The sequence below is a fragment of the Actinomadura atramentaria DSM 43919 genome (assembly GCF_000381885.1).
Taxonomy (GTDB): Bacteria; Actinomycetota; Actinomycetes; order Streptosporangiales; family Streptosporangiaceae; genus Spirillospora; species Spirillospora atramentaria.
Window position 1 is genome coordinate 1 of record NZ_KB907215.1, and the last position, 21,645, is coordinate 21,645.

General features: G+C 74.9%; 16 protein-coding genes, 1 tRNA gene and 1 riboswitch. Of the genes, 6 read left to right on the forward strand and 11 right to left on the reverse strand.

Annotation, left to right across the window (positions count from 1 at the left end):
- Positions 1-494: 494 nt before the first annotated feature.
- Positions 495-773 (reverse strand): MoaD/ThiS family protein, encoded by a 279-nt coding sequence (locus G339_RS0119350; RefSeq protein WP_019632725.1) that lies wholly within the window; start codon positions 771-773, stop codon positions 495-497.
- Between the two features lie 51 nt (positions 774-824).
- Entirely contained in the window at positions 825-2,090 is a 1,266-nt protein-coding gene (thrC, locus tag G339_RS0119355) for a threonine synthase (RefSeq protein WP_019632726.1), read from the reverse strand.
- 15 nt (positions 2,091-2,105) lie between these two features.
- Positions 2,106-2,247, reverse strand: a riboswitch (SAM riboswitch).
- Between the two features lie 195 nt (positions 2,248-2,442).
- On the opposite strand from thrC, the gene G339_RS0119360 reads away from it, so the two are divergent.
- Complete coding sequence (locus G339_RS0119360; protein WP_026341594.1) at positions 2,443-3,870, forward strand: alpha,alpha-trehalose-phosphate synthase (UDP-forming); 1,428 nt, start codon at positions 2,443-2,445, stop codon at positions 3,868-3,870.
- 408 nt (positions 3,871-4,278) lie between these two features.
- Here the strand turns inward: G339_RS0119360 and G339_RS0119365 are convergent, their stop codons facing one another.
- Complete coding sequence (locus G339_RS0119365) at positions 4,279-4,830, reverse strand: RNA polymerase sigma factor (protein WP_019632728.1); 552 nt, start codon at positions 4,828-4,830, stop codon at positions 4,279-4,281.
- 58 nt (positions 4,831-4,888) lie between these two features.
- On the opposite strand from G339_RS0119365, the gene G339_RS0119370 reads away from it, so the two are divergent.
- Positions 4,889-6,967, forward strand: a complete 2,079-nt coding sequence (locus G339_RS0119370) for a serine/threonine-protein kinase (RefSeq protein WP_026341595.1) — start codon at positions 4,889-4,891, stop codon at positions 6,965-6,967.
- A 135-nt stretch (positions 6,968-7,102) separates the two neighbouring features.
- Positions 7,103-7,723: a PadR family transcriptional regulator gene (locus G339_RS0119375; RefSeq protein ID WP_033323670.1), complete on the forward strand. Its 621-nt coding sequence runs from the start codon at positions 7,103-7,105 to the stop codon at positions 7,721-7,723.
- Positions 7,724-7,778: 55 nt separating this feature from the next.
- Here the strand turns inward: G339_RS0119375 and G339_RS36925 are convergent, their stop codons facing one another.
- From G339_RS36925 to G339_RS0119390, 3 genes are all read right to left on the reverse strand, one after another.
- Complete coding sequence (locus G339_RS36925) at positions 7,779-9,170, reverse strand: hypothetical protein (protein WP_051107895.1); 1,392 nt, start codon at positions 9,168-9,170, stop codon at positions 7,779-7,781.
- 216 nt (positions 9,171-9,386) lie between these two features.
- A complete protein-coding gene (gene otsB / locus G339_RS0119385) occupies positions 9,387-10,208 on the reverse strand; it encodes a trehalose-phosphatase (RefSeq protein ID WP_019632730.1) in 822 nt (273 codons plus the stop codon).
- Positions 10,209-10,227: 19 nt separating this feature from the next.
- Positions 10,228-10,545 (reverse strand): DUF3263 domain-containing protein, encoded by a 318-nt coding sequence (locus tag G339_RS0119390; RefSeq protein WP_019632731.1) that lies wholly within the window; start codon positions 10,543-10,545, stop codon positions 10,228-10,230.
- Between the two features lie 237 nt (positions 10,546-10,782).
- Here G339_RS0119390 and G339_RS0119395 point away from each other — a divergent pair, with 237 nt between their 5' ends.
- The gene (locus G339_RS0119395; RefSeq protein WP_019632732.1) at positions 10,783-11,391 is read left to right on the forward strand and encodes a MarR family winged helix-turn-helix transcriptional regulator; all 609 of its coding nucleotides are present in this window, start codon (positions 10,783-10,785) and stop codon (positions 11,389-11,391) included.
- A gap of 15 nt (positions 11,392-11,406) precedes the next feature.
- Here the strand turns inward: G339_RS0119395 and G339_RS36930 are convergent, their stop codons facing one another.
- The 5 genes from G339_RS36930 to G339_RS0119420 all read right to left on the reverse strand — a co-directional run bounded on the left by G339_RS36930 (position 11,407) and on the right by G339_RS0119420 (position 18,658).
- Positions 11,407-13,281, reverse strand: coding sequence for a S8 family serine peptidase (locus G339_RS36930; protein WP_019632733.1), 1,875 nt, complete (start codon positions 13,279-13,281; stop codon positions 11,407-11,409).
- Between the two features lie 1,047 nt (positions 13,282-14,328).
- A complete protein-coding gene (locus G339_RS0119405) occupies positions 14,329-14,790 on the reverse strand; it encodes a hypothetical protein (RefSeq protein WP_019632734.1) in 462 nt (153 codons plus the stop codon).
- Positions 14,791-14,923: 133 nt separating this feature from the next.
- Positions 14,924-16,618 carry a solute symporter family protein gene (locus tag G339_RS0119410; protein ID WP_019632735.1) on the reverse strand — a complete coding sequence of 565 codons (1,695 nt, stop codon included), beginning with the start codon at positions 16,616-16,618 and terminating at the stop codon, positions 14,924-14,926.
- Positions 16,615-17,256: a DUF485 domain-containing protein gene (locus tag G339_RS41010; RefSeq protein WP_019632736.1), complete on the reverse strand. Its 642-nt coding sequence runs from the start codon at positions 17,254-17,256 to the stop codon at positions 16,615-16,617. Before G339_RS41010 ends, G339_RS0119410 begins: the two co-directional genes overlap by 4 nt.
- Positions 17,257-17,509: 253 nt before the next feature.
- Positions 17,510-18,658, reverse strand: coding sequence for a hypothetical protein (locus G339_RS0119420; protein ID WP_019632737.1), 1,149 nt, complete (start codon positions 18,656-18,658; stop codon positions 17,510-17,512).
- Positions 18,659-18,770: 112 nt separating this feature from the next.
- Between G339_RS0119420 and G339_RS0119425 the strand changes: the two genes are divergently transcribed.
- Positions 18,771-18,844, forward strand: a tRNA-Thr gene (locus tag G339_RS0119425).
- Between the two features lie 230 nt (positions 18,845-19,074).
- Entirely contained in the window at positions 19,075-21,174 is a 2,100-nt protein-coding gene (locus G339_RS0119430) for an MMPL family transporter (RefSeq protein WP_019632738.1), read from the forward strand.
- Positions 21,175-21,645: the final 471 nt, after the last annotated feature.

Consider the following 21,645-nt stretch of genomic DNA (forward strand, 5'->3'; position numbering starts at 1 on the left):
CTCGCCTGGCGGCTCGCGGCCGTGCGCGCGCGGGGCACCCCCCGGAGTTTTCGTCCCGGTTCGGGTGGAGACCCCCCTTGGCCGCCCTTCGTTGCGGGGCCTTTTCGCTCGCTGCGCTCGCTTCGGCGGCCCCGCTACGGTCACCGTCTCGTCTACGAGGGTTCCGTGAGAGTTCTCCGAGCCCTATGTGTCCATCTGGTTACAGTTGGAAACCTGGCGGGTGCAGGAGTGTGGCCTCTTCGGCATGCGGGTGGTTGGGCTGGTGCGCGCCCTGACCTTTGACGGTCTTGAAGGGCGGGCTGTGACCGGAGGGAGTCGCGCCCGCGCCGAGATGAAAGCTCCGCTGGTGGGCTGCCTGCACGAGACGAGATTGCTCGGTGGGGACCGGACTCGGTAGATGGTGGAGCGGAAGGGCGTCCGCTGAGGAACTGTCCTCGCGTGGGATGAGGCAGCAAGGCTGGGTGTGTGTGGGGGGTGCGGCCCCCCACACCCACTCACCCTCCGGCGACCGCCGGGATGATCGAGATCTGGGCGCCCGCGGGAGTCGCGGTGTCGAGGCCGTCGGCGAAGCGGACGTCTTCGTCGCCGACGTAGACGTTGACGAAGCGGCGGATCTTGCCGTTGTCGTCGAGGACGCGTGCGGCGATGCCCGCGTGGTTGGCGTCCAGGTCGGCGATGACCGCGCGGAGGGTGTCGCCGTCGGCCTTCACCTCGGCCTCGCCGCCGGTGTAGGTCCGCAGGATCGTCGGGATGCGCACGGACACGCTGCTCATGCTGGCTCTCCTAAGTGTTCGCTTGCGATGTGGGCCGGGACGGGGCGCGGGTCAGCCGAGGCCCGCGTCGCGGAACGCCTTGAGCGTCGGCGCGATGTGCGCGGTCGGGGCGACCTGCGGCGCGACCGCGTCGAGCGTCTTGAGGCCGTCGCCGGAGTTGATGACGACGGTCTCGGCGGCGGGGTCGAGGCGGCCCTCGTCGATGAGCTTCTTGAGGACGCCGATGGTGACGCCGCCGGCGGTCTCGCCGAAGATGCCCTCGGTGCGGGCGAGGAGGCGGATGCCGTCGACGACCTGCTCGTCGGTGACGTCCTCGACGGCCCCGCCGGTGCGGCGCGCGACGTCCAGGACGTACGGGCCGTCGGCGGGGTTCCCGATCGCGAGGGACTTGGCGATGGTGTCGGGCTTCACGGGCCGGACGACGTCGTGCCCGGCCTTGAAGGCCGTCGAAACCGGCCCGCAGCCCGCGGCCTGCGCGCCGTACACGCGGTACGGCTTGTCCTCGACGAGCCCGAGCTTGATGAACTCCTGGAACGCCTTGTCGATCTTGGTGAGCTGGGAGCCGGACGCGACCGGCACGACGATCTGGTCGGGCAGCCGCCAGCCGAGCTGCTCGGCGATCTCGTAGCCGAGCGTCTTGGAGCCCTCGGCGTAGTACGGGCGGACGTTGACGTTGACGAACGCCCAGTCCTCCTGCTCCCCGGCGATCTCGGAGGCGAGGCGGTTGACGTCGTCGTAGTTGCCGTCGACGGTGACGAACGTCCCGCCGTACACGGCCGTCGTGATGATCTTCTGCGTCTCCAGATTGGACGGCACGAAGACGGCGCTGCGGATTCCGGCGCGAGCCGCGGCGGCGGCGACGGCGTTGGCGAGGTTGCCGGTGGACGGGCACGCGAGGACCTTGAAGCCCAGTTCGCGGGCGGCGGCGAGCGCGACGGCGACGACGCGGTCCTTGAACGAGTGGGTCGGGTTGCCGCTGTCGTCCTTGACCCAGAGCCGCTGGAGCCCGAGGGACTCGGCGAGGTTGTCGGCGCGGACGAGCCGCGTCAGGCCGGGCTCGGTGTTGGGCGTCTCGGCGACGTTGGCGGGGACGGGCAGCAGCCCCCGGTAGCGCCAGATGTTGGCCGGGCCGGACTCGATGTCCGCGCGGGTGAGCCCGCCGAAGTCGTATTCGATCTCCAGCGGGCCGAAACACTCCTCGCACGCGTAGTGGGCGCCGAGGGCGCGCCGGTGGCCGCATTCGCGGCAGACGAGCGCCGTCGCGGGGCCGAGGTTCCCGGCGGGCGTGAGTTCAGAGTCGACAGGCGTGGTCGCCATGAGCGAGGCCCTTTCTCCCCATCTTTCCTGCGCCACCTTGGTCGCAGGCCGGAGTTGGCACCATCTCCCGGCCGGCCCCGCAGGATCGCGAGCGCTGTCGTGCCGAGTGGTTGCCGGGGCTTCAACGGGCCGGTCCCTCCACCCCTCTGGATGAGCGATATGAAGTTGTGTGCGTAACTTTACATGATTCGCCCGATTAGCCAGGAAGGCGGGTCGGGGTTCGCCCGGCTTGGCCGGGACCGTTCCGACCGTACCCCGGCACGCGCAAGATCACGCGCGGGTTTTCCGCGGGTCCGATCCCGGCCCGGGGGCGGCGTGGCGCGGACGCGGCCCGGCTGAGATCCTGGCGACCATGAGCCAAGTGCTGGTGGCGTCGAACCGCGGGCCCGTCTCGTTCTCCACCGCGGGCGACGGCTCGCTCGTCGCCCGCCGGGGCGGCGGCGGCCTGGTGTCCGGGCTCGCCGGACTGCGCGGCGACGTGCTGTGGGTCTGCGCGGCCCTCTCGGAGGCCGACCGGACCGCCGCGCGCAAGGCCCCCGACGGGCGGCTCGACGAAGCCGGGCACGACGTCGGCGGCACCGCCGTCCGCATGCTCGACATCCCCGCCGCCACGTACGAGCGCGCCTACAACGGCATGGCCAACTCGACACTGTGGTTCGTCCACCATCTGCTGTACGACACCCCGAACGCGCCGTGCTTCGACGCGCGGGCCCGCCGCGACCGGCAGTCCTACGAGGCGTACAACGCGGCGTTCGCCGACGCCCTCGCGCGCGACGCCGCGCCCGGCGCGAAGGTCGTCGTGCAGGACTACCACCTGTCGCTGACGCCCGCGATGCTGCGCGAACGCCGTCCCGACCTGCGGATCGGGCACTTCTCGCACACGCCGTGGGCGCCGCCGGAGTACTTCCGGCTGCTCCCGGACGACCTCGGGGCCGAACTGCTGGCCGGGGTCCTCGGCGCGGACCAGGCAGGGTTCCTGACCGAGCGGTGGGCGTCGGCGTTCCTCGACTGCTGCGCGCTGCTGCCGGGCGCGCGGGTGGACCGGGCCGCGCGGACCGTCCGCTACGCGGGGCGCGTCACGCGCGTCGGCGTCCACGGGCTCGGGGTGGACGGGGCCGCGCTGCGCGAGCGCGCCGCCGCTCCGGACGTCGCCGAGCGCGCGGCGGCGCTGCGGGCGCGGGTCGGCGGCCGGAAGCTCGTCGTGCGCGTGGACCGGACGGAGCTGTCCAAGAACATCGTCCGGGGCCTGGCCGCCTACCGGGAACTGCTCACGAACCATCCCGAGTGGCGGGGCCGGGTCGTCCACCTGGCGTTCGCGTACCCGTCCCGGACGGATCTGGCGAGTTACCGCGCCTACACCGAGACCGTGCTGCGGACGGCCGAGGAGATCAACGCCGAGTTCGGCACGCCGGACTGGCAACCGCTGATCGTCGAGGTGAACGACGACTACCCGCGCTCGCTGGCGGCGTACCGGCTGGCGGACGTGCTGCTGGTGAACCCGATCCGCGACGGCATGAACCTCGTCGCGAAGGAGGGCCCGGCGCTGTCGGACGACGGGTGCGCGCTGGTGCTCTCCCGCGAGGCGGGCGCGGCCGCGGACCTGGGCGAGGACGCGCTGCTGGTCAACCCGTTCGACGTCTCCCAGACGGCGGAGGCCCTGCACCGCGCCCTCCTGATGCCCGCCGAGGAACGCGCCCGCCGCTGCACCCGCCTGGCCGAGGCTGCGACGGCCCTGCCCCCGCAACGCTGGTTCAGCGACCAGTTGGACGAGTTGAAGTAGGCAACAGAAGCCCGCAACAACAGCAACCACCAGGGACCCACACCCGCGCAAGCGAGGAACCGTGGGGCACCGGCGGGCGCACGGCCACGAGCCGCCAGGCGAGCATCCGGCCGCGCGCAGCGCGGAGGATGCACCGCAGCGAGCGCATGCGAGCGAGGACCCATGCTCCGCGCCGCGGGTGGCTTGGCGGGTCGCTCCCCACAGCGTTACGAGCAGGAACTGCGGGGGGTCTACACCCGCGCAAGCGCGAAACCCTGGGGGGTGCCCGGCGGGCGCACGGCCGCGAGCGCCAGCGAGTGGCCGGGCGCGCGCAGCGCGGAGGATGCACCGGAACGGAGCGCCAGCGGAGTGAGGATGCATCCTCCGCGCCGCGGGGGGCGTCGGGGGTCGACCCCCGACAATGTCACCTCACGAGTAGCTCTCGCCCAGGGTCTGGCGTACCTGCTTCCTCGCCTCGTGGATGCGGGACTTCACCGTTCCCAGTGGGAGCTGGAGCTGTTCGGCGATCTCCGCGTACTCCAGTTGGGAGACGTCGCGGAGGACGAGCGCCTGGATCAGGTCCGGTTTGCGCGCTTCGAGGTCTTCCATCGCGTCGAGGATGTCGACGCGGGAGCCCGCGATGACGCTCGTGCGGCGCGGGTCGGGGCGCTGCTGGGGCAGTTCGCCGGCCTGTTCGACGGAGCGTCGTTTGAGGGAGCGGTAGGTCGACCGGGCGGAGTTCGCGACGACGACGTGCAGCCACGTGCTGAACCGGGAGCGGCCCTCGAACCGGTGGATGTTCCGCGCGACCTGCAGCAGCGCGTCCTGGCAGGCTTCTTCGGCGTCCTGCCGGCAGGGCAGGAAGCGGGCGCTGTGCCGCAGGACGTCGGGTTCGATTCTGCGGATGAGTTCGTTCAGGGCTCCTTGGTCTCCTCGGGCGGCCTGCACCGCCAGGTGTTCGGTCCTTTCGTCGAATGCCATCGCCGCAGCCTCAATGCTCGTTCGCGCACACACCCCGTTTGTTGGGCATGATACGGGAGTGTCCTTCCCACCTGCCGTCGGTCGTTACCGAATCGAACGCGTCCTCGGATCGGGGGCGTTCGCGTCCGTGTGGCTCGGGCACGACGAGGCCCTGGACTCCCCGGTCGCCATCAAGGTGCTGGCGGGGAGCCTGGTGGACGACCTCGACGTCCGCAGCCGTTTCCTGGAGGAGGCGCGCATTCTGCGGCGCGCGGACTCGGAGCGGCTGATCCGCGTCCACGACATCGGGGAGCTGCCGGACCGGCGGCCGTACTTCGTCATGCCGTACGCGGATCGGGGGACGCTCGCGGACCGCATGCGGGACCGTCCGCTGCCGCTCGGCGAGGCGCTGGCGCTGGCCGAGGAGATCGCGTACGGGGTCGAGGTCATCAACGCGCTCGGGGTGATCCACCGGGACCTGAAGCCGTCGAACGTGCTGTTCCAGTCGGTGCGGGGCGGCGGGGAGCGGCTGCTGATCGCGGACCTCGGGCTGGCGAAGGCGCTGGCGCACGCGTCGGGGGCGTTCACGCTGCCGGTGGGGACGCCGGGGTACATGTCGCCGGAGCAGGCGCGGTTCGGCGGCGGGCTGGACGTGCGCGCGGACGTGTACGGGCTCGGCGCGCTGACGTACCACCTGGTGGCGGGGCGCGCGCCGGGGCCGCCGCCGGTCCGCAGGCGGCCGGGCGAGCTGCGCGACGGCGTGCCGCAGGAGGTGGACGACGTCATCCTGCGGGCGCTCGCGCCGGAGCGGGACCAGCGGTTCCCGACGGCGGAGGACTTCGCGGAGGCCGTCGCGGGGGTGCGGGCGTCGCTGCCGTCGCTGGCGGTGCCCGCCGCGCCGTCTCCCGCGCCGCCGGCCGAGCCGTCCGCGCCGTTCCCGGGGCCGCCCGCGTCGGGGCTGGAGGAGACGGTGCTGGACGGGGACCGATCGTCGGTGCCGCGTCCGCAGGCCGGACCGCCGCCGTCCGTCCCGCCGCCCCGGCCGCCGTTCGCGGAGCCGGACACGCTGCCGGACGAGGAGGCGGAGCCGACCGTCGTGGACCGCCCGTCGCGGCGGCGGCCGGTGGACGACCGGACGGCGTCGCTGCCGCTGCCCGCTCCCCCGCCGGGGATGACGGACGGGAAGACGGCGGTGTTCCCCTCGTCCGGGCCGTTCGACGGCGGGCCGCCGCAACCGCTGCCGCAGGCCCCGCCGCCCGGCCCGCCGTTCGGCGGACCGCCTGGTTCGCAGCACGGGTCTCAGCACGGGTCTCAGCACGGGCCGCCGCACGGGTCTCAGCACGGCCCGCCGGGTTCCCAGCCGGGGCTGTCCGGCCCGCCGGGTTCCCAGCATGGGCCGCCCGGTTCCCAACCGGGGCCGTCCGGCGCGCCCGGCGCGCAGCACGGCCCGCCCGGTTCACAGCCCGGGCCGCCCGGGGCGCAGCACGGACCGCCCGGCGCGCCGGGTTCCCAGCTCGGCCCGCCCGGACCGCCGCGGCCCAAGCGCGGTCCGTCGCGCCGTACCGCGACGATGCTGGCGGTCGCCGCGGGCGTACTGGTCGTCGCGCTCGTCGGCGGCCTCCTGCTCGGCACGCTGTTCTCCGGCGGCGGCGACCCGAAGCCGGTGAAGCCGACGCTCCCCGCCGACTTCGTCCAGTTCGGCGACGCGTCGGGCAAGATCCGGTTCGCGGCCCCCAAGGCGTGGCCGAAGGCGGCCGAGCCGACGTGGCGGCCGTCCTCGGTGGGCCTGGCCGACGCGGCGGCCCGCCCGGTGCTGCGCGCGACGCCGGACATGGCGGCGTTCCTCGGCGACGGCAAGGGCGCGGGCGTGTTCGTCGGCCTCACGACGGACGTCGGCGCGGGCAAGCTGCCGCCGCCGAGCGCGACGCGGCACGCGTCCTGTGCGAAGGGCGCGCCGGAGAACTACACGTCTCCCGACAAGGCGCTGACGGGCACGATCACGCGGTTCACCCGCTGCCCGTCCGGGACGCCGTCGGTGACCGAGGTCGGCCTGCGCGACCGCGGCGGCAAGTTCGGCGCGTGGGTCCGCGTCAAGGAGACCGACGACCGCAGGCTGACGAACACGATCCTCGACTCGCTCAAGCTCAGCGCTCCCTAGTTCCGCAGCCCTCCGGGCGGCGGCCGAACCGGGCCGTCCGCCCGGTTCGGCATGCCCGCGCCCGGGAATGCCAGTTGCATCGCGAGTGTTCACCGATATATCGTCAATGCATCGACAACGATGAAGGAGACCACGATGCGAAGCCATCACCACCACCACGAGCGCGGAGAGCGCACCGACGACCGGCGTGCCCGCCGCGACCCCTTCGGCTGGGGCGGGCCCGGTTTCGGGCCCGGCGGTCCGGGGTTCGGGCCGGGATTCGGTCCCGGCGGCCACGGCGGCCGGGGGCGCGGCGGCGGACGCGGCCGCCGGACCCGGCGCGGCAACGTCCGCGCCGCCCTGCTGGCGCTGCTCGTCGAGCGGCCCATGCACGGCTACGAGATGATCCAGGAACTCGACTCCCGCACCGGCGGCGTCTGGCGGCCGAGCCCCGGCTCCGTCTACCCGACGCTGCAAATGTTGGAGGACGAGGGCCTGGTGACCAGCCGGGAGGACGGCGGCAAGCGCCTGTTCGCCCTCACCGACGCCGGGACCGCCGAGGCCGCGACCCAGACCACGCCCCCGTGGGACGAGGTCACCGCCGCCGCGGGCGAGAACGCGCTGCGCGGCCGGGAGGCGTTCATGCAGCTCATGGGCGCGCTTCAGCAGGTCATGGCGGTCGGCAGCGAGAGCCAGAAGGCGCGCGCGCTGGAGGTCGTCAACGACGCCCGCCGCCGCGTGTACGGCATCCTCGCCGACGACCCCGCGGCCGAGTGACCGGCCCGGAACGCGGACGCCGCGCATCCCGAACCGGGGTGCGCGGCGTTCGCCGTCAGGCGGGGAACGGCGCGAGGCGCGCGTACTGGTCGTCCACGTACAGCTTCTTCCAGATGTAGAGACGCAGGTCGGCGCGCTTGACCGACGTCCGGACCGGCGCCTGGACGGTCGCGCGGACGAGGTACGCCGAGCCGGGCGGCAGGTAGCGGTCGTCGCCCGCGCCGGGCAGCGGCGCGCCGCCCGCCAGCGTCCGGACGATCTCGCTCCGCGCGGGCGGCGTACACATGCTCTCGGGGACGCCGGTCTGCCACATGCAGCGGCCGCGGTCGCGGGCGAGCAGCAGGTCGCGGGTGACGAACACGTCCGCCGGGAAGTCGAGCAGCGCGCGCTCCCGCGACGGGTTGCTCAGCACGTACTCGACGTACGCGGTCGTGGTGCCGCCCTTGGCGGCGGAGTCGTCCGCGCCGCCGGTGACGGCGGCGATCCGGTACGTCGAGCCGTCCGCGGTGGTCACCGTGACGGGCGTCCCGGCGTCGGCGAACGCGGCGGCGAGGGCGGCGTCGGCCGCGCCCGCACCCGCGTGCGGGTCGCCGCCGTCGCGGCCCGGCAGGAACACCACGGCGACGACGGCGAGGACGGCGGCGACCGCGACGGCCGCCAGCACGACGGCGACGACGGGCCGCCGCCCGCCGCCCCGCTCGCGCTCCCGGCGGTGCCGCTCGCTGCGCGAGCCGATGCGCACCTCGACACCGCTCGTCTCACGGAACGCCGCGGACGCGCCGGGCGCAGTCGGCGCGGCGTACGCGGCGGGCGCACCGGGCACGTTGGGCGCGCCAGACGCGCCGGACGCGGCGGGCACATTGGACGCGCCGGACGCGGCGAACACGCTGGGCTCGGCAGGCACGCCGGGCACGTTAGGCGCACCGGACGTGTCAGACGCGGCGGGCACACCGGGCACGTTGAGCGCGCCAGACGTGCCGGACGCGGCGGGCACGTTGGGCGCGTCGGGCGCGGCGAACACGCTGGGCGCGGCGGGCACACCGGGCACGTTGGGCGCGCCAGACGCGCCGGACGCGGCGGGCACGTTGGACGCGCCGGGCGCGGCGAACACGTCGGGCGCGGCGGGCGCGGCAGGCACACCGGGCACATTGGGCGTGCCGGACGCGGTGAGCGCACCGGGTTCGGTGCGCGCGCCGGACGCGCCGGGCGCAGCGAACACGCCGGACGCGGCAGGCGCAGTGGGCACGGCGAACACGTCGGGCGCGGCAGGCACGCCGGACGCGCCGGACGCGCCGGGCACCGCGTACGCGGCAGGCGGTCCGGGCGGGCTGGGCTCGGTGGTCACGCCGGACGCACCGGGCGCGGCGGGTTCGAATGGTTCGGTCGGTTCGGCGCCGGGCGCGCGCGGTTCGCCGGAGGTCGCGGAGTTCCCGGTCTGCTGGTCCACCGTTGCGCTCCCGTTCACCGATCGGCCCGACTTCTCACATCACGACGGACGACATTTTGGCGCAAATAGGCGTTGCGTCCAGCGACCGGCCCCCGGCGCGCATGATCCACAACGGCCGGTCACCGGAAAGTTGTCACTCGCGGCGTCAATGGGAACGCGCCAGCCCGTTCCGGACGACGGGTCGTGGCCGCATCCGGCCACGGCACGCGCGCCGGTTCAGGGCAGCAGCCCGTCGAGGAACGCGACGACGCCCGGCGGGCCGTCCACGACCGCGTCGGCGCGGTCGGCCAGCTCGGCGACCTCCGTCGAGCCGCTGCAGACCTTGACGACCGGGACGCCGTCCGCGCGCAGCTCGTCCAGCAGGTCGAACGCCGCGAGGTCGCCGAGGTCGTCGCCCGCGAACAGCACCGCCGACGGCGCGCCGCGCTCGGCCAGCAGGGCGCGCAGCGCGTGCCCCTTGTCCATGCCGGGCGGGCGCAGCTCCAGCACGAACCGGCCCGGCTCCACGACCAGGCCGGTGCGCTCGGCGAGCGCCGCGAGCAGGCTGCGCAGCCGGTCCAGCGCGACCTGCGGCTCCGCGCAGCGGCGGGTGTGGACGGCCAGCGCCAGGCCCTTGTCCTCCACGAACACCTCCGGCGGCGCCTGGACGGCCGCGAGCACGCCGGGCAGCTTCGCGCGCGCCTCCGCGACGCCCGGCGGCGGCTCGGGGACGGTCAGCGTCCCGGACTCCCAGCGCTCGCGCCCGTACTGGCCGAGGACGACCAGCCCGTCGATCCCGTCGAACCCGCCGTACTCGACCGCGACGCCCGCCGGACGCCCGGTGACGACCGCGAGCCCGCCGAGGCGGGGCGCCAGCCGCGCCAGCGCGTCGGCCGCGCCGGGCTGGGCGCGCGCCGCCGCCGGATCGTCCACGATGGGGGCGAGCGTGCCGTCGAAGTCCAGGCCGACGACGGCCGACGAGGGGCGCGCGCGCAGCGCGGCGAGGCCGTCCGCGCCGGCGGCCGTGATGGAAGCGGAGGGGTTCCGGCCAGTGTTCATCCGGCCAGTGTCCTGCACGTCAGGGACGGATGCCGAGCCGCCGCGCGGCGCGCTGCCGCTGCCGCTGGGTGCGCATCCGGCGCAGGCGCTTGACGAGCATCGGGTCGTGCTCCATCGCCTCCGGCCGGTCGATCAGGAGGTTGAGCAACTGGTAGTAGCGCGTGGAGGACATGTCGAACAGTTCGCGGATCGCCTGTTCCTTGGCGCCCGCGTACTTCCACCAGCGGCGTTCGAAGGCGAGGATCTGGCGGTCGCGGTCGGAGAGGAGGCCGGCCGGGAAGACGTCGTCGTCCTCCGGTCCGGGGTCGATCGGGTCCAGGGCTGAGCCGTCGTTCATGCTGCCGTCCTGCCGGGGAGCGCCGGGGCGCGCGGTCCCCTCTGGGGTCACTAGTCCCGGGGTGTCCGGGTTCGGCCGGTGCCATCGTACGCGTCCGGGACGACACGCACCCGGCGTTCGGCGCACGCGCGCGGGCCGGGGAACTCTCGCCGGGTTCCGACGTTAAAGTATGCAGAGTACATCCGTACCGTTCCGGTGCCGCACGGGAACGGAGGGCACCGGACGGGAGACCCGAGCATGGGGCCGCAGACCGACGAGCAGGGGCCGCACCCGGCGGAGGGGTCGGGCGAGCTGTCCGACCCGGTTCTCGCCGATATCTCACTCGCCCTGTTCCATCTGCGTCGCGTCTGGGTCAAACCGGACCTGATGAAGCGCATCCGGGCGCAGACGTCCGGCGGGCCCGGCGGGCGGCCGCTGCAGCTCTCCAACCTCATGGTCGTGCAGGCCGTCGCCGCGCTCACCACCGTCTGCGCCGAGCAGCGGCCCGAGGGCGAGGTCACCGTGGGCGCCGTCGCGGAGCGGCTGGAGATCGACCCGTCCACCGCGAGCCGGCTCGTCGGACACGCGATCGACGCGGGGCTGGTGTCGCGGCGGCCGTCGCCGCTCGACGCGCGCCGCGCCAACCTCGGGCTGACCGACGCCGGACAGCGCGTCAAGCGCGTCGCGGAGCAGTTCCGGCGCGCCTACCTGGACGACCTCATGGCCGAGTGGACGCCGCGCGAACGCACCGAGTTCGCGCGCCTGCTCACCCGCTTCGCGGAATCCGCGGCGCGCTCCCCGATGGAGGCCGACCGCGTCGACCGCATCTTCGCGGCGGCCGAAGTGGAGACTCCGGCGGACGACTGACCGCCCGCGGCCCGGTCACCACCAGGGCGGACGGTAGTCGTCCTCGTCGGGGGGCGGGGCCTTGCGCGGGACGGGGGCGGGGTGCTCGGGGGCCGGCGGGGGCTCGGACGGGGCGGGGGCCACGCGCGGCAGGGGGCCGGTCATGCCGGTGTGGAACGGCTCTTCGAGGGCGCTGCGGCGGAACCGCTCCCACTCGTCGTCGTCGAACATGAGGTCTTCGTCGGAGAGTTCCGGGTCGTCGGCCTCGGCGGGCTCGGGGACGGGGGCGGGACGGGTCGGCCGGCCGGATGGCGGAGCGGGCGCGTCCTGGGATGCCGAGCGGGCGGGCTCGGCCGCGTCGGGCGTCGGACGGGCCGGTGCGGCCGGGTCGGGGATCGCTCCGGGTACCGGGTGGCTGTGCTGGGCCGGGCTGGACGGCGCGCCGGGTGCCGGGCGGGTCGGCCCGGGGATCACGCCGGGTGCCGGGTGGTCCTGCTGGGCCGGATTGAGCGGCGCACCGGATGCCGGGTGGTCGTGCTGGGCCGGGCGGGGCTTTGCGCCGGGGGTCGGACGGTCCGACGCGGTGGGGCTGGGAATCGTGGCCGGCTCGGCCGGGGCGGGACCTGGATGGGCGGGTGCGGGCGCCGCCGGGTTCGGGTGGCCAGGCGCGGCACTGGCGGGGGCGGGGTCGGTGGTCGCGGTCTCTTCGTCGTCGGGGCGGCGGCGTTGGCGCCAGCCGAGGATCAGGCCGACCAGGACCAGGACCGCGCCGCCGACGAGGATCGCGCGGACCAGCCCGCCCGACGACGAGCCCTTCGGGGCCGCCTCGGCCACGGGTGACGGGGCCGGGGCGGGAGTCGCCACCGTGCCGCCGGACGCGCGGTTCAGGCGGGCCGCGACGGCGAGGGCGCGGGCCGCGTCGAGGGGGCCTTTGCACGTCGTGGAACCGGTCGGCTGGCCCGCGCGCGCCGGGGAGCCCTGGACGAGCGCCGTCCGGATCTGCTCGGGCGTCAGCTTCGGGTAGCGGGAGCGGACCAGCGCGGCGACGCCCGCGACGATCGCCGACGACGGGCTCGTCCCGCTGCCGACGACGTACCCGCCGCCGGGGCTCGCGCTGACGATGTCGACGCCCGGCGCGCACACGCCCACGTACGCGTGCCGGTTGCTGTCCTTCCACAGCCGCCCGTGCCGGTCGAGCGCGCCGACCGCGATGACGCCCGGGTAGGCGGCCGGGAACGTCCGCCGGTTCCCCGCCGCGCCGTCGTTCCCGGCGGACGCGATCAGCACGACGCCCTTCCCGAGCGCGTACCGGATCGCGGCCTCCTCGGCGGCACTGCCGTTCGCGTAGAGCTGCCCGCCGCCGAGGGACATGTTGACGACCTGCGCGCCGTGGTCCACCGCGTACCGGATGCCCTGCGCGACGGTGTCGCGGCTGAGCCCGGAGCGGCCCGCCTTGCGGACGGGATCGTCGTTCTCCCACGTCACGCGGATGGACAGGATGCGGCTGCGCGGCGCGACGCCGAGCACGCCGCGCCGCCCGCCCGCGCCGTCGCCGTGACCCGCGATGATGCTGGCCATCGACGTCCCGTGCTGGCCCCAGTAGCGGCTGCCGGGGGCGCGCTTCCCGCCCGTCAGGTCCGGGCCCGCGACGACGCGGCCGGTGAGGTCGGGATGGCGGCCGTCGACGCCCGTGTCGAGCACGGCGACCGTGACGTTCGCGCCCTCGGAGTACTTCCATGCCCGGCTCGCGCGGATCGACGTCAGATGCCACTCGCGGGCGCGGATCTGGTCGGTCGGCGCGGCGAAGAACGCGCCCGCCGCCGCGCCGCGGATCATCCGGTCGCCCGGCGCGGCCCCCGGCCAGAGCGCGGCGGGAACGGCGGCGGCAGCGGCGAGCGTCAACGCGGTCAACGCCGTCCCGACACGGACGCGGACACTCGACCGGCCGCGCCCGGAACGCCGCCGACGCGAGGACACGTGCGGGGACTCGGCCACGCCGCACCTCCTCCCGGCCGCGTTCGCGCAGGGAAACCACCGCGGCCGACCCCACGGGAGCGGTCGGCGGACACCCGGGGCCCGGGGTCGCCCCGGCCGGCCTGCGGGGCGGTGGGTGGTCATTCTGCCATGTGTATCATTGTGGGGGGCGTTCACCCTGTGGGGGGACGCCCCCCCACGCCCCCCGCGGCGCGAAGCGCCGCATCCTCGCTCCGCTGGCGCTCCGCTGCGGTGCGGCCCTTCGCGCTGCGCGCGCCCGGCCGCTCGCCTGGCGGCTCGCGGCCGCGCGCCCGCCGGTGACCCCCCTTGGTTGCGCGCCGCTGTGGGAAAGACTTCGGGGCTGCTTAAGCGGCTGCTTCCCCTGGGGTGTCTGGGCGGACGGGCTGATCCGCGACGGTGGGCCGTGAGGTGCGGGGGTCGCCGCCTCGCGTGGGGCTCGTGGTCCGGGCGGCAGGCCGACGGGGGCGGCCCGACGGCGCGGGGCGGCGGGGCGGCGCGACGGGCCGCGCAGCGTTGCGGGGCCGCCGTGCAGGCCGGGGTGCGGGGCCACCGTGCAGGCCGCCGTGCAGGCCGGGGTGCAGGCCGGGAGGCAGGCCGGGGGGCAGGCCGAGGGGGCAGGCCGAGGGGGCAGGCCGGGGGGCAGGCCGAGGGGGCAGGCCGAGGGGGCAGGCCGAGGGGGCAGGCCGGGGTGCGGGGCCGCCGCGCAGGCCGCCGTGCAGGCGCCGTGCAGGCCGGGGTGCGGGCCGCCGTGTGGGCCGGGCAGTGTTGCGGGGGCCGCCGTGTCGGCCGGGCTTGCTGGTCGGCCGCGCGGCTGCGGGTGCTTCTGTACTCGTCCTGCAGTCGGGTGGGGCGGTCGTCGCGCGGGGGGTGCGGGCGGCCGTTTCACGGCGGGCCGGCCGGGTGACGGGCCGCGGCGCGGCGAGTCTGGTTGCCGGTGTTGGGGCCGTGCGGTTCTCGCTTCTCTTAGTGGCAGGTGCCGTTCGGGGCTTCGCAGTCGGTGCGGGTGCCGCCGAAGGTCGGTTGCAGGGCGTCGACCAGGTCCGTCGGGCCGGTGATCAGCCAGTTGGGGCCCGTCAGGACGGAGAAGGGGGCGTTGTCGCCCAGGGCGCTCTGCGCTGTGCCGGTGCGCCACGTGGCCAGGGCCGTCTCCACCGTCATGCCCAGGTCGGGGGTGAGGACCGTCGCGGCCGTGTAGCGGCCCGCGTAGCGGCATTCGACGCGGATGCGGTCGGTGGCGCAGGACGTCGCGCCCGCCGCGCGGAGGGCGGCGGCGATCGGTCCGGCGTCGGGCTGGGCGCGGGCGCTCGCGGCGGGATGGATCGTTCCAGTTCCGTCGTCGTCCAGCAGGGCGTACGCGACGCCGCCCGTGGCGACGGCCGTTCCCGCGACGGCTCCGGCGAGGGCGAGCAGGGGCTTGCGTCTCATGCCCACCAGCCTTCCGTACTCGCAAGTAACACAAGGCCGTCCGGGATGTCGGTTTCACCACGTAAGCGGGCACTGCCGCAACGCACACGGCCCCTCCCCGGGAACTCGGGGAAGGGGCCGCCGACGCGCGGCGTCAGACCGAACCGGCGCCCGTCAGCGCGCGGACGGCGAGGTCGTCGTGCCGCTCCTCGTCCGGCTCCTCCTTACTGAGCAGCGTGCCGAGCACCGCGCACAGGAACCCGAACGGGATCGACACCAGCCCGGGGTTCTCCATCGGGAAGACGTGGAAGTCGACCCCGGCGGGGAACAGCGACTGGCTCGCGCCCGTCACCGGGTCGACCTTGCCCGACACGACGGGCGAGAAGAACACGAGCACCAGCGAGCTGGCCAGCCCGCCGTAGATGCCCGCGACGACGCCCCGCGTGTTGAACCGCTTCCAGAACAGCGACAGCGTGATGGCGGGCAGGTTCGCCGCCGCCGCCATCGCGAACGCCAGCGCCACGAGGAACGCGACGTTCAGGTTCTTGGCGATGACCGCGAGGACGATCGCCAGCGTCCCGATCACCAACGCCGCGAACCGCGCCACCGCGACCTCCTGCGACTCGCGCGGGCGGCCGAGCATCAGCACGTGCCCGAAGAAGTCGTGCGCGAGGGAGGTGGACGACGCCAGCACCAGCCCCGACACGACCGCGAGGATCGTCGCGAACGCGACCGCCGCGATGAACGCCAGCAGCAGGTCGCCGCCGAGGTCGCCCCAGAAGTGCTGCCCGATCGCGCGGGCGAGCTGCGGGGCGGCGGTGTTGCCCGCCGGGTCCTGCGCGACGATCGCGGACCGGCCGACGAGCGCGGTCGCGCCGAAGCCGAGCGCGATCGTCATCAGGTAGAAGACGCCGACGAGGCCGATCGCCCAGTTGACGGACGTCCGCGCGGCCCGCGCGTCCGGGACGGTGAAGAACCGCGTGATGATGTGCGGCAGGCCCGCGGTGCCGAGGACCAGCGCGAGCGCGAGGCTGATGAAGTCGAGCTTGTTGATGATCGTCTGCCGGGGGTTCCCGGCGACGTCCTGCGCGTACTTGAGGCCGGGCTGCAGGAACGCGTCGTGGTGCCCGCTGGCGCGCGCCGCCGAGCCGAGCAGGCGGCTCGGGTCGAACCCGAAGCGGGCCAGGACGAGGACGCTCAGCACGACCGCGCCGCCGAGCAGCAGCACCGCCTTGATGATCTGCACCCAGGTGGTGGCCTTCATCCCGCCGAACATCACGTAGAAGATCATCAGCGCGCCGACGCCGACGATCGTCATGACCTGCGCGACCCCGGCGGACATCCCGAGGAACGTCTCCCCCGGGTGGATGCCCAGCAGCAGCGACACCAGCGCGCCCGCGCCGACCATCTGGGCCAGCAGGTAGAACACCGAGACCGTGACGGTCGAGACCGCGGCGGCCGTGCGGACGGGCGGCTGCCGCATCCGGTAGGCGATCACGTCCGCCATCGTGAAGCGGCCCGCGTTGCGCATCAGCTCGACCAGCAGCAGCGTCAGCAGCCAGGCGACCAGGAAGCCGATCGAGTAGAGGAAGCCGTCGTAGCCGGAGAGCGCGATGAGGCCCGCGATGCCGAGGAACGACGCGGCGGACATGTAGTCGCCCGCGAGCGCGATGCCGTTCTGCGGGCCGGAGAAGACGCGGCCGCCCGCGTAGAAGTCGGTGGCGCCGCGCGTGGTGGCGCGCGCCCAGAGGGTGATGCCGAGGGTGATGCCGATGAAGGCGACGAACATCAGGAAGGTCAGGGCGCGTCCGCTGAGGGAGCCGAGCGCGAATTCGGCGGCGGTGCTCATCGCAGCCACCCCGGGTCGGTGCGGATCGGGCCGGTCCAGCCGCCGTCGCGGGAGCGCTGCTGATCGGGGGCGCGGCGGGGGCGCGGGTCGGGGACCGCGTCGTGGACGGGCGGGCGGGGGGCCGGGGGCCGGGCCGGGGACGCGGCGTCGCGGGCGAGGCCGGCGTGGCGGGGGTGCGCCGGGCGGGGCCGCTCGTCGGCGGGGGGCCGGGCGCCCTTGGCGTGCCGCCCGGCGCGCGGCGCGAGGCGGCGGTCGGCGTCGGCGGCGCCGAGCGGCCCGGCGGCCTCGGCCTCGCGGCGCAGCTCGGCGGCCAGCGGATCGAGCGACCGGCGCGCGTAGGCGGTGTAGCACCAGGCCAGCGCGAACGTCGTGACGAACTGCAGGACGCCGAGGACGAGCGCGACGTTGACGTTGCCCGCGACGCGCTGCGCCATGAACCCGCGGGCGAACGCCGACAGCAGCACGTACAGCAGGTACCAGCCGAGGAACGTGCCGACGATCGCCAGGGCGTGCCGGCGGAACCTCCTCCTCAGTAGTCGGAACCTGTCGTCGCCCGCCATGACGGCGAAGCGCGTCCCCGGCCGCTGCCGGGCACGGCCGCCGCCCCGGTTCTCCGGCGGTCGTGAGTCCCAGACCATCCGGCCCTCCCTGACCTCGTGATGACTCTATGTAGTGATGACGTCACTATGAGATCAAAGAATGGTGGGGGATAGTGGCCGCTTCACGAGAATGGGAGAAAAAGAGACCACGACGCGGTCAAGCCGCCGCCGACATATCCGGAGGAACGGGTCGAAGCGGGTTTGTTCCGTGTTCTCCGGCGTGCGCGCGGTGTGACGCCCGGCCTCGCCGCGGGCGCTACATAAACCGCGCGGCGGAGTGACCGAATCGTCGTCAGGCGGGCAGGGGGCCGTCCGGCCACAGCGCCGCCAGTGCGCCCGGAGTGAGCGGTGCGGCGTACGAGGCGCGCAGGACGGCGTCCGCGACGGGGGCCGGGGCCTCGTCGGCGAGGCGGGCGAACCAGTCCATGCCCGTCGGATAGACCCAGAGGTAGGAGCGCAGCAGCGGGTCGTCGCGCCGGTCCTTGAGGACGTCGAGGCCGATCTTCCCGTCCCACCAGGGCATGTGGGTCTGCATTTCGGCGGCGGCCTCGGCGATCGGGACGCCCGCGTTCACCGCGAGGTGCGAGCGGCCGCGGACGAGCTGGACGTAGTGGTCGAACCGGACGCGGGCCGTGAGCAGGCGGTCCTCCGGCAGCAGGAACAGCGGCCACGCCTGCGCCAGCCCCTCCAGCGCGACCTGGTACAGGGCGTGGACGGACAGCAGCCGCACCCACGGGACGTCCGCCCGCGCGGCCCGCGCCGTCAGGCTCGCGCTCTGCAGCCCGTGCCCGAGGACTTCGTGCAGCGCGAACTGCCGCGCGCCGACGCGCGTGAACTCGACCTGCGGGAGGTTCAGCCGCAGCCGCACGTCGGAGCCCGCGCCGTCCAGCCAGTACGCCCAGTAGGCGTCCACCGCGACGGGCTCGATGCTCAGCCGGTACTCGGCGGTGCTGCCGGTGCGGGCGCGGACGAGCGGTTCGAGTTCGGCGACGGCGGCGCGGATGGCGTCGGGGGCATCGGTGATCTGCAGCGGCTCCTCCAGCGCGCGCAGCTCGCGGTGCGCGGCCGGGCCCCAGGCGACGCCGACGTCGGCGAGGGCCGCGCGGGCGGCGTCGCGGACGGCGGCGAGCCGGTCGTCGTCCTGGCCCGCGGTGCCGCAGCCCTGCGTCGCGCGGACGTACTCGTCCAGCGGGAGGCGGTCCGCGCCGAGCAGCGCGTCGAGGTAGGCGAGGTCGGCGTCGAGGCGGGCGGCGACCTCGCCGTCCGCCTCGGCGCGGAGCGCGCGCAGTTCGCGGCGGGCGGCGGCGCGGTCGAGCGGCGCGCGGCCGGAATCGGCCGTCGCGGGGGCGCAGTCGAAGTCGATGACGGGGTTGCCGCCGGTCTCCCGCTCGAACGCGTCCCATGCGCGGAGCACGCGCTCGGTCTCGTCCCGCACCGTCATGAAGCCCCCTTCGCCGGATAGGCCAGCCTACGGCGCGACCGCCTGGTTGATCCCGTTCGTCGGCCGCGCGCCGCCGCGCCCGCGACGGTATTGTGGGCGTGCCCGCGGGCGCGCCCCTGTAGCTCAGTCGGCCAGAGCAGCTGTCTTGTAAACAGCAGGTCGCCGGTTCGAATCCGGCCGGGGGCTCCTTCTCTTCTTTTCCGCGGCCCTCTCCCGGAAGTCCGGCCGTGCGCGGTCGGCGCGGCCGACGAAAGCGTCCGCCGCCCCCGGCCGGTCATCGTGCATACGCAGGTTCGCGGTGTCCGCTGCCTGCGACGACGCGCGTAGTCGCGTGGTGGGATGGATTCCCCGAATTCGTCCTTGGAGGTGGCGCGGTGCGGCAGTGGGGTGCGTTCTTATTGCGTTATCGGTTATGGGTGGTCCTCGCGTGGATCGTCGTCGCCGCGGCCGGGGCGGTGCTCGCGCCGCGGCTCGGCGACCGGCTCGTGGACGGGACGACGATGCACGCCGCCGGTTACACGGCGAACCGGGCGCTGCAGCGGGAGTACGGCGGCGTCGCCGGGAACCCCGCCGCGCTCGTGGTGGACCTGCCGGACGGGACCGACGCGGAGGCGCCGCGGGTGCGGGCGGCGCTGGCGGCGGCCCAGCGGGTCGCCGCGGGCGTCCGCACGCTCTCGTACGCGAGCACCGGGGACCGCGCGCTGGTCGGCGCGGGCGGCCGCTCGACGCTGCTGCTCGCGTATCCGCCCGCGACGCGGCGCGCCGTGGACGCGCGGGTGCTCGGCGCGATGGGCGCGGCGATCGTCCGGGACGTCCCCGGCGCGCGGGTCCAGGCGACCGGCCTGGCGCTGCTGAGCGCGGGCGGCTCGCAGGCGAAGGGCAGCGTGCTGACGGAACTGCTCGTCGGCGCGGGCCTGGCGCTGGTCGTGCTGGTGTGGGTGTTCGGGTCGGCGCTGGCGGTGCTGCCGCTGGTGTCCGCGCTGGTGTCGGTGCTGGCGATGCAGGTGGCGATCTACGGGCTGACGTACGCGACGGACGTCGGGATCAATCCGTCCGTGCGGTTCATCGTCGCGCTGCTCGGGCTCGGGCTGTCCATCGACTACTCGCTGCTGCTCGTCCAGCGGTGGCGGGAGGAGCGCGACGCGGGCGCGGCGGACCGCGCGGCGGTGCTGCTGGCGGTCCGGCGGGCGGGGCACTCGGTCGCGTTCAGCGCGCTGATCGCGTCGCTGGGGCTGTTCGCGCTGGTGGTGGTGCCGGTGTCGTTCGTGCAGGGCGTCGGGCTGGCGGGGCTGTTCATCCCGTCGATCGCGGTGCTCGTCGCGCTGACCGTCGTCCCGCTGCTGCTGGCCGCCGTCGGGCCGCCGCTGGACCGCGTCGGGCCGCGCCGCCGCCGCGCCGCCGGGGCCGGGCGGGGATGGACGGCCGTCGCGCGCGCGATCGTGGCGCATCCCAAGAGCGCGGCGGTCGGCGGCGGGATCGTCCTCGCCGTGCTGTGCGGGTTCGGGCTGACGCTGAGCGTCGCCGCGCCGCCCGCCGCGTCGCTCGCGTCCGGTGGAACGGCGGCGCACGGGCTGGACGCGCTGCGCCGGGACGGGTTCCCGACCGGGGTGCTGACGCCGGTGCCGGTCGGTCTGCCCGCCGGGACGGACCCGGCCGCGACCGCCGCCGGCCTGCGCGCGGTGCCCGGCGTCCACGGCGTCCTGGCGGACCCCGCGTGGCGGAGTCCGGCCGGGGGCTCGGTCGTCATGGTGCTCCCCCGGCGGGAGATCGGGACGGCGCACGCCGGGCCGACGCTGGACGCGCTGCGCCGGGCCGCGCCGCCGGGCGCGCTCGTCGGCGGGAACCAGGTGCAGATGGCCGACGCGGTCCGGATCGTGACGGATCGGCTGCCCGTCCTGCTCGCGGCGGTCGCCGCGCTCACGTTCGTCCTGCTGGCGCGCGGGATGCGGTCGCTGCTGCTGCCCGCCAAGGCCGTCGCGCTGAATCTGCTCTCGGTCGGCGCGGCGTACGGGGTGCTGGTCTTGGTCTGGCAGCACGGGTTCGGGTCGCGGCCGCTGTGGGGCGTCGCGGCGACGGGCTCGATCAGCACGTTCGTGCCGATGCTGCTGTTCGGCTTCCTGTTCGGCGTCTCGATGGACTACGAGGTGTTCATCCTCGCGCGCGTCCGCGAGGCGTACGACGCGGGCGGCGACACGCGCGCGGCGGTCGTCGAGGGCGTCGCGCGCACCGGGCGGCTCGTCACCAGCGCGGCGCTGATCCTGTTCCTCGCGCTCGCGTCGCTGTCGTCCGCGCCGGACGTGACGGTGAAGATGATGGCGACCGGCATGGCGGCGGGCGTCCTCATCGACGCGGTGGTGGTGCGGACGCTGCTGACGCCCGCGCTCGTCGTGCTGTTCGGCCGCGCGAACTGGCGGCTGCCGGAGTGGGCGCGGCGGGCGCTGCTGCTGCCGTCCGCGCCGCGCGACGCCGACGCCCGGCCGGTTCCCGGCGTCGCGGCGGCCGGGCCGGGGAGCTGAGCGCGGCCGTCCCCCGGTCCGGCCGCCGACGATCGACGCGTCTGGGAACGGACCGGGGGACGGCGGCGCACGACCGACGCGGAAAGGCGGTTGACAACCGCCGCCCCGAACGCCGTCCGGGCACGCGAGAATTCTTCACACCGGCCGTTGAACTTTCCGAAATCGCGCTGACCGAACTCGGTCAAACACATAATTCCGATAGGAATTGCCAATGGCGGTCGACCAGTCGCTATGACCCGGCGCGACCGGCCCGTCACAGAGAATGCGCCTTGCCGCCCGGAATCTCCCGGATAAAGTTCAAACCGTTGATCGCGGCCGCGGACGGGATCGCCGAGCGACTTTCGGAGATCAGCTTTGGCTACGACACGAGTAGTGGGATCGGGGAGAACTCATGGGCGTTTTTCCGACGCGGCGTTCCGGCCGCGTTCCGCGCCGAAGACCGGTGGACCCGGTCGCCGCCGGCGGCGCCGC

Coding starts and splice junctions, on each gene's coding strand:
- G339_RS0119350 (WP_019632725.1), bottom strand. CDS start 773: ATGAGCAGCGTGTCCGTGCGCATCCCGACGATCCTGCGGACCTACACC.
- thrC (WP_019632726.1), bottom strand. CDS start 2,090: ATGGCGACCACGCCTGTCGACTCTGAACTCACGCCCGCCGGGAACCTC.
- G339_RS0119360 (WP_026341594.1), top strand. CDS start 2,443: ATGAGCCAAGTGCTGGTGGCGTCGAACCGCGGGCCCGTCTCGTTCTCC.
- G339_RS0119365 (WP_019632728.1), bottom strand. CDS start 4,830: ATGGCATTCGACGAAAGGACCGAACACCTGGCGGTGCAGGCCGCCCGA.
- G339_RS0119375 (WP_033323670.1), top strand. CDS start 7,103: ATGCGAAGCCATCACCACCACCACGAGCGCGGAGAGCGCACCGACGAC.
- otsB (WP_019632730.1), bottom strand. CDS start 10,208: ATGAACACTGGCCGGAACCCCTCCGCTTCCATCACGGCCGCCGGCGCG.
- G339_RS0119390 (WP_019632731.1), bottom strand. CDS start 10,545: ATGAACGACGGCTCAGCCCTGGACCCGATCGACCCCGGACCGGAGGAC.
- G339_RS0119395 (WP_019632732.1), top strand. CDS start 10,783: ATGGGGCCGCAGACCGACGAGCAGGGGCCGCACCCGGCGGAGGGGTCG.
- G339_RS0119405 (WP_019632734.1), bottom strand. CDS start 14,790: ATGAGACGCAAGCCCCTGCTCGCCCTCGCCGGAGCCGTCGCGGGAACG.
- G339_RS0119410 (WP_019632735.1), bottom strand. CDS start 16,618: ATGAGCACCGCCGCCGAATTCGCGCTCGGCTCCCTCAGCGGACGCGCC.
- G339_RS41010 (WP_019632736.1), bottom strand. CDS start 17,256: ATGGTCTGGGACTCACGACCGCCGGAGAACCGGGGCGGCGGCCGTGCC.
- G339_RS0119420 (WP_019632737.1), bottom strand. CDS start 18,658: ATGACGGTGCGGGACGAGACCGAGCGCGTGCTCCGCGCATGGGACGCG.